Raw genomic sequence first — 10276 nt, 5'->3', positions numbered from 1 at the left:
CGACGGCCGCGACGGTCACGGCCGCCGCCGCGAGCAGCGCGGCCGGCGGGAGTTTCGCGCGCAGCAGGCGCCGCGCGGCAGCGGCGAGGCCGGTTTCGGCCGGCCGCATCGTCCGGATCGGTTGCATCGCGGGCCTCATTGGGTGAGGTCGATTTCGTAGATGGCGAGGTTCTTGCCCGAACCGTCGTCGGCCGCGACCTGCGTGATGCCGGTCAGGCCGGCCGCCGCCGCGTCGCCGAGGCGGTTCGGCGCGGACGCGAACTGCACGTGCGCGACCGAGCTCGCGAGCTTCGTGAAGCGCCAGCTGCGCTGCGCGCCGTCGGCCGCGCGCGTGATCTTGCCGCGCTGCTTCACGAACGCGATCAGCACGTCGCGGTTCGCATCGGGCGACGCGAAGATCGTCTTGCTGCCGTCGAGGCCCGGGAAGTTGCCGCCGCCGCTCGCGCGGTAGTTGTTGGTCGCGACGATGAACTGCGCGTTCGGGTCGAGCGCCGCGCCCTTGTACGTCAGGTTCTTGATCCGGCTGCCGACCGGCTGCGTGACGTCGATTTCATACGCGAGATCGGCCGACGTGAACATGTCGAAGTTGTAGCCGGGGAACGTGCTGACGAGCGGCTGCACGGTCGCCTTGGTCGGATCGATGCGGTTGAAGCGCTTCGCGGCCGTTTCGAGCCAGTTCTTCACGTCGGCGCCGCTCACCTTCACCGCGTACACGGTGTTCGGGTACAGGTACAGGTCGGCCGCGTTGTTGATCGCGAGCGCGCCCGGTGCGACGTCGGTGTAGTCGGTGCCGCCGCCGAAGCCGCTCTTGAACGGTGCGCTGACCGACAGCACCGGCAGCGACGCGTATTGCGGCAGGTTCGCCTGCACGTAGGTCTTCACGTAGTCGGCCTGCGCCTCGTTGACGATCTGGATCGCACCGGGGTCGCCGACATCGGCGAAGTACGAGTTCATCCGGTAGTCGGTCGAGCCGATCGGCGTCTTCACGTAGTCGATCGTTGCCTGGTGCTCGGCGGCGATCGCGGCGGACACGGACGGATCGGCCGCGACGTAGCTCTTGTCGGCGTTCTGGATCGGCCGCGCCTCGACGGTCGTCTGCGACTTGTCGACGCTCCACGTCTTGCCGTCGAACTTCAGGCCGAGCTTGATCACGCCGAGGTGCTTGCCCCAGTAGTTGGCCATCACGGTCGGCACGCCGTTGACGGTGCCCTTGACCTTGTCGACGCCCGGCAGGTTGAACTGCGACACGGTGCTGTTCGCGTCCGGGAACACCTGGTGCGAGTGGCCGATCAGCATCGCGTCGATGCCGGTCACCTTCGACAGCCACCAGCTGCCGTTCTCCATCGTCGGCGAATACGCGGAATTGTCGAGGCCGCCGTGCGAGATCGCGACGACGAGGTCGGCGCCCTTCGCGCGCATCTCCGGAACGTACTTCTCGGCGGCTTCCTTCAGGCCGGTCGTGTAGACCTTGCCGTCGAGCCAGCGCTTGTCCCAGTTCATGATCGCGGGCGGCGTGAAGCCGATGATGCCGATTTTCACGGGCGCGCTGACCGTCTTGCCGTCCGGCGTCGTCGCGGTCACGGTGCGGGTCAGGATCGTGTACGGCGTGAACAGCGGCGCGTTGGTCTTCGCGCTGATCACGTTCGCGAGCACCTGCGGGAAGTTCGGGCCCGCGCACTTCTTCTGCTGGGCCGGCGCCGGCAGGCCGTCGACCTCGAACGTGTTGCCGGTCACCTGCGACAGGTACGGCAGCCCGTAGTTGAATTCGTGGTTGCCGATCCCGCCGCCGTCGAATTTCGCGGCGTTCATCACCTTGTAGATCGCGAGCGTCTGGTCGCAGCCGACCGGCTTCACGAGCGCCTGGTAGTCCGACAGCGCGGTGCCCTGGATCGTGTCGCCGTTGTCGAGCAGCAGCGTGTTCGGATACTGCGCGCGCGCTTGCGCGATCAGCGTCGACACGCGCTCGAAGCCGAGCGAATTGTCGGCGGCGAGCTTGAAATAGTCATACGACAGCACGTTGGTGTGCAGGTCGGTCGTCTCGAGCAGGGCGAGCGTGGCCGTCGTGCCGACGGGCGCCTGGGCCGCCGGCGGCGTCACCGGCGGCGAGGTGACGTCGTCGCCGCCGCAGGCGGCGAGGATGAAGGCGAGGCTGGCGAGCGCGGCGATGGCCGGCACGCGACGGCGGGAAGGCAGGGGGAGACGCATCGGTTGTCCTGTTCGGTGTTCTGTTTTATGAATCGCGAGGGATGCTGCGAATGGCGGCGCGGGGCGCCGACGGCCTGATGTGCGGCGCGTGAGAGTATCGAAAGGAAACGTGACGGAAGAATGAAAGGTGACGATGCGGGCAGCTGACGGAGGGGCGGCGGTTTCGACGCGCACTTCCGGGAGGGCGCCCCCAGCCAGACGCCCCCAGCTCGGCGCCCTCACGGAAATCCTCACGTCGCGTCGCCGGGCGGTTCGCTACAATGACCTCTGTCACCTTTTTGCAAACAACCTGCCCTTGGACTTCGAGACTCCTCCCGGCCTGTCGGTCGACGCCGGCGGCCAGGGCCAGACGGTGCGCCTGACCGGCCAGTGGACCGCGCTCGCGCTTGCACGCAATCGCGGCGCGGTGGCGCGCCGTATCGCGAGCATCGCGTCCGGGCGCGTGAGCGAATGGGATCTGTCCGGCATCGAGCGGCTCGACCACGTCGGCGGCCAGGCGCTATGGCGCGTGTGGGGCCGCAAGCTGCCGGCCGGCGTCGCGCTGAGCGTGACGCAGCGCACGATCTTCGAGCGCATCGAGCGGCTCGACAGCGAGCGCGAGGCGCCCGAGCGCGTGGTGCGCTTCGATCCCGTCACGCGGCTCGGCCAGGCGATCTTCAGGTTCGGCGAACATCTGCAGGGCGGCATCGCGATGTTCGGCCTCGTGATCCTCGATGCGCTGTCGGTGCTGCGCCGCCCGAAGACGATGCCGTGGAAGGAGACATCGGCGAACATCTACAGCGCCGGCGCGCAGGCGCTGCCGATCACCGCGCTCGTCGCGTTCCTGATCGGCATCGTGCTCAGCTACCTGTCCGCGCAGCAGCTGCAGATGTTCGGCGCGAACCGCTACATCGTGAACATCCTCGGGCTGTCGGTGATCCGCGAGCTCGGCCCGGTGCTGTCGGCGATTCTCGTCGCGGGCCGCTCGGGCTCGGCGATCACCGCGCAGATCGGCGTGATGCGCGTGACCGAGGAGCTCGACGCGATGCGCGTGATGGGCATCCCGCACGGGCTGCGGCTGATCCTGCCGCGCGTGCTCGCGCTCGGCATCGCGATGCCGCTGCTCGTGATGTGGACCAACATCATCGCGCTGACGGGCGGCGCGCTCGCCGCGAAGCTCGTGCTCGGCATCGACGTCAACTATTTCGTGCGCTCGCTGCCGGGCGTCGTGCCGATCGCGAACCTGTACATCGGGGTCGGCAAGGGCATCGTGTTCGGCATGCTGATCGCGCTGGTCGCCTGCCATTTCGGCTTCCGGATCAAGGCGAACTCGCAGAGCCTCGGCGAAGGCACGACCACGTCGGTCGTGTCGTCGATCACGGTCGTGATCCTCGCCGACGCGGTGTTCGCGATCCTGTTCCAGAACGTGGGGCTCGGATGAACGCATCGAACGAAACGACCGCGCACGCCGCGGCAGTCGGTGCCGGGTCGGTCGGCACCGGGCCAGCCGCGGCGGCCGATACCGGCGATCTCGTGATCGAGGTGCGCAACCTGACCAAGCGCTACGGGCGCAACATCATTCACCAGAAGCTCGACTTCGACGTGCGGCGCGGCGAGATCGTGTCGATCGTCGGCGGCTCGGGCTCCGGCAAGACCACGCTCGTGCGGCAGATCCTCGGCCTCGAGCGGCCGACGTCGGGCACGATCAAGGTGTTCGGCGAGGATACGGCGACGATCGACGACGCGAGCGCGCGGATGATGCGCACGCGCTCCGGGATGCTGTTCCAGCAGGGCGCGCTGTTCTCGTCGATGACGGTGTTCGACAACGTCGCGCAGCCGCTGCGCGAGCTCGGCCGCGTGCCGCCGGACCTGCTGCACGACATCGTGATGCTGAAGCTCGAGATGGTCGGGCTGCCGTGCAAGCACGCGTCGAAGATGCCGGCCGCGCTGTCGGGCGGGATGGTCAAGCGGGTCGGCATCGCGCGCGCGATCGCGCTCGAGCCCGAACTGCTGTTCCTCGACGAGCCGACGGCCGGCCTCGATCCGCAGGCGTCGGACGAATTCGTCGAGCTGATCGCGACGCTGCACCGCACGCTCGGGCTGACCGTCGTGATGGTGACGCACGATCTCGACACGATGGTCGCGCTGTCGACGCGCGTCGCGGTGCTGGCCGATCGCAAGGTGCTGGTGGCCGCACCGGTCGAGGAGGCCGCGAACGTCGACCATCCGTTCATCCACGAATATTTCCTGGGGCTGCGCGGGCGCCGCGCATTGCAGGCGCTGCCGCCCGAGCGGCGCGCGAAGCTGCCGAAGGCGGCCCTCGAACCGGCGCTGTCGAGCGTCGAGCTGTAGGCACGAAGGAATCCGCGAATGGAAAACAAATCACATGCGTTCTGGGCCGGCCTGTTCACGATCGCGCTGACGCTCGCGATCGCGGGCACGGTGTTCTGGTTCAACGTCGATCGCACCGTGCGCGTGCCGTACGACCTGCTCGCGCGCACCAACGTGACGGGCCTGTTCCCGGACGCAGCCGTGCGCTTTCGCGGCCTCGACGTCGGCAAGGTGCAGTCGATCGGCTTCGATCGCGCGCACCCGGGCCAGATCCGGATCCGGATCCTCGTCGACCACGACGCGCCGATCACGCAGTCGACCTACGGCAGCCTCGGCTTCCAGGGCGTGACGGGCATCGCGTTCGTGCAGCTCGAGGACACGGGCCGCGACCTGGCGCCGCTGCCGTCGTCGACGAAGGCGATCGCGCAGATCCCGATGCGGCCGAGCCTGTTCGACCAGATCCAGGAGCGCGGCGACGTGCTGCTGCGGCAGCTCGAACTGGCCGCGAAGAGCGCGAATGCGCTGATGTCGCCCGAGATGCGCGAGCAGTTGCGCGCGACCGCCGAAAGCCTGCAGCACGCGGCCGATGGCGCCACCACGCTGACGAAGCAGCTCGGCCCGGCGGTCGCCGCGCTGCCGGAAACGATGCACGAGGTGAACCGCGCGATGGCGTCGGCGAACACGCTGCTGCAGCCGAACGGGCCGCTCGTGTCGAACCTGAACAAGGCCGGCACGGCCGCCGAGCAGATCGGCGTCGCGCTGAACGGTCTCAACGCGCGCGTGCAGTACGACACGCTGCCGCGTTTCAACGCACTCGCCGGCAGCGTCGGCGACGCGTCGCGGCAATTGAAGGACGTGGCCGGTGAACTCGGCCGCAATCCGCGCAGTCTGTTGTTCGGTGCGCCCGGCGCGGCGCCGGGGCCCGGCGAGCCGGGCTTCGTCTGGCCGGGTGCGACGGCCGGGCAGTGATACCCATCGAAACCGGAAACATCATGCAGGAACACGCCATGCCACGAATCCTTGACCGCGCGCTGCGTCCCGCCGCGGCCGCGCTTGCCGTGCTGACGCTCTCGCTCGCGGCCGGCTGCGCCGGCAACAGCGCGGTGCTGTCGAATGTCCGCTACGACCTCGGGCCGGCCACGTCGGTCGTGACCGCGGGCCCGGGCCCCGCGCTGAAGGTGCTCGACGTGGCCGCGCCCGACGCGCTCGACTCCGACAAGTTCGCCTACCGCCTCGCGTACGTGGACGCGCAGCACGTGGCCGTCTACCGCGACAGCCGCTGGACCGCGCCGCCCGCGCAACTGCTCACGCAGCGGCTGCGCGGCGCGCTGTCGTCGCGCGGCACGGTGCTCGAAGGATCCGACGGCGTGCGCGCGCCGACCCTCAAGGTCGACCTGAACGAATTCGAACAGGTGTTCGACGGTCAGTCGCAAAGCCACGCCGCCGTCACCGCGCGCGCGACGTTGACGCTGGACGGCAAGGTGCTCGGCCAGCGCACGTTCGTCGCACGTGCGCCGTCGAGCACGCCCGATGCGGCGGGCGGCGCCCGCGCGCTCGCGACGGCGAGCGACCAGCTCGTGTCGCAGATCGCCGCGTGGGTCGGCATGCAGGCGTACGCGGGCACGCCGTGACACGTGCCGCGCAGCCGCGATGAGCGCGACCGGCACGCCTCGCGCATCGCCGCTCGCGCGGCAGGCCTTTGCCGCTTACGCGGCACTCATCGTCTACGCGTCGCTGTATCCGTTCGAGGGCTGGGTGTCGCTCGGCATCGGGCCGTTCGACTACCTGTTCGCGCCGATGCAGCGCTACGTGACCGCATTCGACGTGGTCACGAACGTGCTCGGCTACCTGCCGTTCGGCGCGCTCGCCGTGCTCGCGCTGCATCCGCGCTGGCGCGGCGTGGCCGCGACGCTGATCGCGGCCGGGCTCGGCGTGCTGCTGTCGGGCTCGATGGAAGCACTCCAGACCTACCTGCCGACGCGCGTCGCGTCGAATCTCGATCTCGCGGCCAACGCGCTCGGCGCGCTGCTGGGTGCGGCGCTCGTCGCGCCGGCCACCGGTGCGCTGCTCGATCGCGGCGCGCTGCGCCGGCTGCGCTTCGCGTGGTTCGAGGACGACGGCGCGACGCCGCTGCTGCTCGCCGGGCTGTGGCCGTTCGCGATCCTGTTCCCGTCGCCGTTCCTGTTCGGCATCGGCGACTGGCCGGCCGCGCTGTGGGAGCGCGCCGACGCGTCGATGCAGGACGCGCTGCTCGCGTGGCTGCCGGCCGCGTGGCGCGTGGGCGAATGGCCGGAGCGCGTCGACGGCTGGCTGTCCGACTCCGGGTGGGAGGCCGCGCTCGGCGGGCTGATGCTGTTCGCCGCACTGACGATCGCATCGCTTGCGATGCGGCCGCGCGCGCCGCGCATCCGGCTCCTGATCGCGCTCGTCGCCGCGACGCTCGTGCTGAAGGCGGCCGCGACGTTCATGCAGTCGGCCACCGGCCTCGTCGTCGTGTGGGCGACGCCCGGCGCGCGGCTCGGGATCGAACTCGGGTTCGCGGCCGCGCTCGTCGCGCTGCACGTGCCGGCGACCTGGCGCGCGGCGCTTGCGGCGCTCGCGCTGCTGGCCGGCGTGGCACTCGTGAACCTGCTGCCGGTCAATCCGTTCTTCGACTTCACGCTGTCGGGCTGGCGGCAGGGCCGCTACGTGCACTTCAACAGCCTCGCGCGCTGGCTCGCGTGGATCTGGCCCTACGCGGCGCTGATCTGGCTTGGCCAGCGTGTCGAGCATGCATGGCTGCCGGCCGCGCTGCGCCGATGAAGCAGTGGCTACGGTGGCGCGGCGGCGGTATCGCGGGCAGCACCGTGCGCCGGTCGCTATAATCGTCCGCATCCTCCGCTGCCCCACGCAGCGGCAACCGCTCCTCTTTCCGCACGGCCTCGCGCCGGGCCGCTCGTCACCATCATGGATTCCTACTACCAGCACCACGTCTTCTTCTGCCTGAACCAGCGCGAACCGGGCGCCGAGCGCCCGAGCTGCGCGCAATGCGACGCGCAGACCATGCAGGAATACGCGAAAAAGCGCGTGAAGGAACTCGGCCTCGCGGGTCCCGGCAAGGTTCGCATCAACAAGGCCGGCTGCCTCGACCGCTGCGAGGAAGGGCCCGTGATGGTCGTGTATCCGGAAGGCACGTGGTACACGTACGTCGACCAGGCCGACATCGACGAGATCGTCGAATCGCACCTGCGCGACGGCAAGGTCGTCGACCGCCTGAAGATCTGAGCAGGCCGGCCGAATGAACGTTCATACGCAGAAGTCGCTGATCGCGGGCCCCGTCGGGCAGATCGAAATCGCGGTCGACCTTCCCGACGCCGTGCGCGAAAGCGGCGCCGCGCCGCGCGGCATCGCGCTCGTCGCGCATCCGCATCCGCTGTTCGGCGGCACGATGGACAACAAGGTCGCGCAAACGCTCGCGCGCACGCTCGTGCAACTGAACTACGTCGTGTTCCGGTCGAACTTCCGCGGCGTCGGCGCGACCGAAGGCGTGCACGACAACGGCACCGGCGAGGCCGACGACCTGCTCGCAGTGCTCGCGCACATGCGCGCGCAGCCGGCCTATGCCGACCTGCCGCTCGTGCTCGCGGGCTTCTCGTTCGGCACCTTCGTGCTGTCGCACGTCGCGAAGCGGCTGCGCGACGCGGGCGAGACGATCGAACGGATGGTGTTCGTCGGCACGGCCGCGAGCCGCTGGCAGGTGGCCGACGTGCCCGAGAACACGCTCGTGATCCACGGCGAAACCGACGACACGGTGCCGATCGCTTCCGTGTACGACTGGGCGCGGCCGCAGGAGCTGCCGGTCGTCGTGATCCCCGGCGCCGAGCACTTCCTGCATCGCAAGCTGCACGTGCTGAAGCGCATCATCGTCGACGCGTGGCGCTAGCCATTGCGCGGGTGCCGGCATGACGCCGGCGGCCCGCATCGCGTCGCACACGCGACATCCGGCACGCGCCGGATGCGCGCTCCCTTCCGCGTGACATCGCGCCGCAGCGTGCGGCGCAACCCGACTTCCATCCCGCCTGCGCATGCCTTTCGCACAGCTTCGCGTGCGATGACGTGCGGCTTGCCGGCACCCTGCGCCCGATGCGGATGTGCAACTGTCCGGCGCCAGGTTCGCGAAAACGCCCTGCGCGGCCACGTATAATGGCCGGATTCCGCGTCGCCCGCGGCCCGGCTGGGCCCATGCGGCGCTCGTTTCGCCGCCTGTCCGCCCGCTCGCGACGGCCGCGAACCGAACGCGTCCGCACGAGTCCAACCGGCGCGTTTCGCGTCGCCCGACGATTTCGGGCGAGTGCCCGAAACGCCCGCCGCCTTGCCGTTCAACCCTGCGCGTTTCGCACCGCACTTTCTGCCATCAGCCTGAATCGATCATGCGTCTGTCTCCCCAAGGCCTCAAGTCCCTCGCTTCCTCCATCGCCTTCGGCACCGCCGCGCGCAACGTCGCGCTCGGCGTGATGCTGCCCGTCGCGCTCGCGTCGACGATCGTCGTCGCCGAGGCGAAGCCGGCCGCCAAGGCCAAGGCCGCGCATGCGGCGCCGGCCGCCACCGAACAGTTCACCGGCGCGCCCGCGACCTACATGCCGGGCGCCGTGCCGCCGCCGGGCGTGAACGCGCGCTCGTGGGTGCTCGTCGATGCGACCAGCAATACGGTGCTCGCGTCGGGCAATGCCGACGAACGCGTCGAGCCCGCATCGCTCACCAAGCTGATGACGGCATACCTCGTGTTCGAGGCGCTCGACAAGAAGAAGATCTCGATGGAGCAGATCGTCACGCCGAGCGAAGCCGTGCGCCGCGTCGGCCGCGACGAGTCGCGCATGTTCATCGAGGCGAACAAGCCGGTGTCCGTGCACGACCTCGTGTACGGGATGATCATCCAGTCGGGCAACGACGCCGCGATCGCGCTGGCCGAACTCGTCGGCGGCAGCGAAGGGCAGTTCGTCACGCTGATGAACGACGAGGCGCAGCGCCTCGGCATGAAGGGCACGCACTTCGCCGACGTGAACGGCATGCCCGACCCGAACCACTACACGACGGCCGGCGACCTCGCGCGGCTGTCCGCCCACCTGATTCGCGATTTTCCGCAGTACTACAGCATCTTCTCGGAGAAGGAATTCAAGTACAACAACATCCGCCAGGGCAACCGCAACCGCCTGCTGTGGCTGGATCCGACGGTCGACGGCCTGAAGACGGGCCATACGCAAGCGGCCGGCTACTGCCTGATCGCGTCGGCGAAGCGCGCGATTCCGGGTGTGGACGGCCAGCGCCGCCTGGTGTCGGTGATGATGGGCGAGCAGAAGGAAGGCGAGCGCACGCAGGACAGCATGAAGATGCTGAACTACGGCTACAGCGCGTTCGACTCGGTGCGCCTGTTCAAGGGCGGCCAGGCGATGTCGACGCCGCGCATCTACAAGGGCAAGGAAAACACCGTGCAGGTCGGTGTGAAGGGCGACCAGTGGGCGACCGTGCCGCGCGGCCTCGGCGACAAGATCAAGACGGAAGTCGACGTCAACGCGCCGCTGATCGCGCCGCTCGCGGAAGGCCAGCAGGTCGGCACCGTGAAGATCGTCGCCGACGGCAAGACGCTGTCCGAATTCCCGGTCGTCGCACTGCAGGCCGTGCCGGAAGCGGGTATCTTCGGGCGTATCTGGGACTCGATCCTGCTGATGTTCAGCAAGAAGAAGTAAGCACGACGGGCCTTTGTTTTTACGACTTCATCCCCATC

General features: G+C 69.1%; 9 protein-coding genes and 1 pseudogene. 8 read left to right on the top strand and 2 right to left on the bottom strand.

Translation table 11 applies throughout. The features are described 5' to 3' along the window. Both BDI24065_RS41580 and BDI24065_RS33615 read right to left on the bottom strand, forming a co-directional pair. Positions 1-127: pseudogene (locus BDI24065_RS41580) on the bottom strand (tetratricopeptide repeat protein); the annotation flags it as partial. A gap of 8 nt (positions 128-135) precedes the next feature. Beyond that, complete coding sequence (locus BDI24065_RS33615; RefSeq protein WP_175034822.1) at positions 136-2205, bottom strand: bifunctional 2',3'-cyclic-nucleotide 2'-phosphodiesterase/3'-nucleotidase; 2070 nt, start codon at positions 2203-2205, stop codon at positions 136-138. A gap of 295 nt (positions 2206-2500) precedes the next feature. On the opposite strand from BDI24065_RS33615, the gene BDI24065_RS33610 reads away from it, so the two are divergent. The 8 genes from BDI24065_RS33610 (at position 2501) to BDI24065_RS33575 (ending at position 10238) form a co-directional block, all read left to right on the top strand. After that, positions 2501-3625 (top strand): MlaE family ABC transporter permease, encoded by a 1125-nt coding sequence (locus tag BDI24065_RS33610; RefSeq protein ID WP_175034821.1) that lies wholly within the window; start codon positions 2501-2503, stop codon positions 3623-3625. Beyond that, entirely contained in the window at positions 3622-4536 is a 915-nt protein-coding gene (locus tag BDI24065_RS33605) for an ABC transporter ATP-binding protein (RefSeq protein ID WP_175034820.1), read from the top strand. Before BDI24065_RS33610 ends, BDI24065_RS33605 begins: the two co-directional genes overlap by 4 nt. An 18-nt stretch (positions 4537-4554) precedes the next feature. Next, positions 4555-5484, top strand: a complete 930-nt coding sequence (locus BDI24065_RS33600) for an MlaD family protein (RefSeq protein ID WP_175034819.1) — start codon at positions 4555-4557, stop codon at positions 5482-5484. Between the two features lie 23 nt (positions 5485-5507). Further along, complete coding sequence (locus BDI24065_RS33595; protein WP_438820043.1) at positions 5508-6146, top strand: ABC-type transport auxiliary lipoprotein family protein; 639 nt, start codon at positions 5508-5510, stop codon at positions 6144-6146. A gap of 19 nt (positions 6147-6165) precedes the next feature. Continuing rightward, on the top strand, positions 6166-7317 hold the full coding sequence (locus BDI24065_RS33590) for a VanZ family protein (protein ID WP_175034817.1): 1152 nt from the start codon (positions 6166-6168) through the stop codon (positions 7315-7317). Positions 7318-7461: 144 nt separating this feature from the next. Continuing rightward, a complete protein-coding gene (locus tag BDI24065_RS33585) occupies positions 7462-7779 on the top strand; it encodes a (2Fe-2S) ferredoxin domain-containing protein (RefSeq protein ID WP_011694422.1) in 318 nt (105 codons plus the stop codon). A 13-nt stretch (positions 7780-7792) separates the two neighbouring features. Then, positions 7793-8437 carry an alpha/beta hydrolase gene (locus BDI24065_RS33580; RefSeq protein ID WP_034198940.1) on the top strand — a complete coding sequence of 215 codons (645 nt, stop codon included), beginning with the start codon at positions 7793-7795 and terminating at the stop codon, positions 8435-8437. A gap of 487 nt (positions 8438-8924) precedes the next feature. Further along, positions 8925-10238 carry a D-alanyl-D-alanine carboxypeptidase family protein gene (locus BDI24065_RS33575; protein WP_175034816.1) on the top strand — a complete coding sequence of 438 codons (1314 nt, stop codon included), beginning with the start codon at positions 8925-8927 and terminating at the stop codon, positions 10236-10238. Positions 10239-10276: the final 38 nt, after the last annotated feature.

This window comes from Burkholderia lata (assembly GCF_902499025.1).
Classification (GTDB): domain Bacteria; phylum Pseudomonadota; class Gammaproteobacteria; order Burkholderiales; family Burkholderiaceae; genus Burkholderia; species Burkholderia lata_C.
The sequence above is the reverse complement of the archived record's forward strand: the minus strand, read 5'-3'. Positions and strand labels throughout refer to the sequence as shown.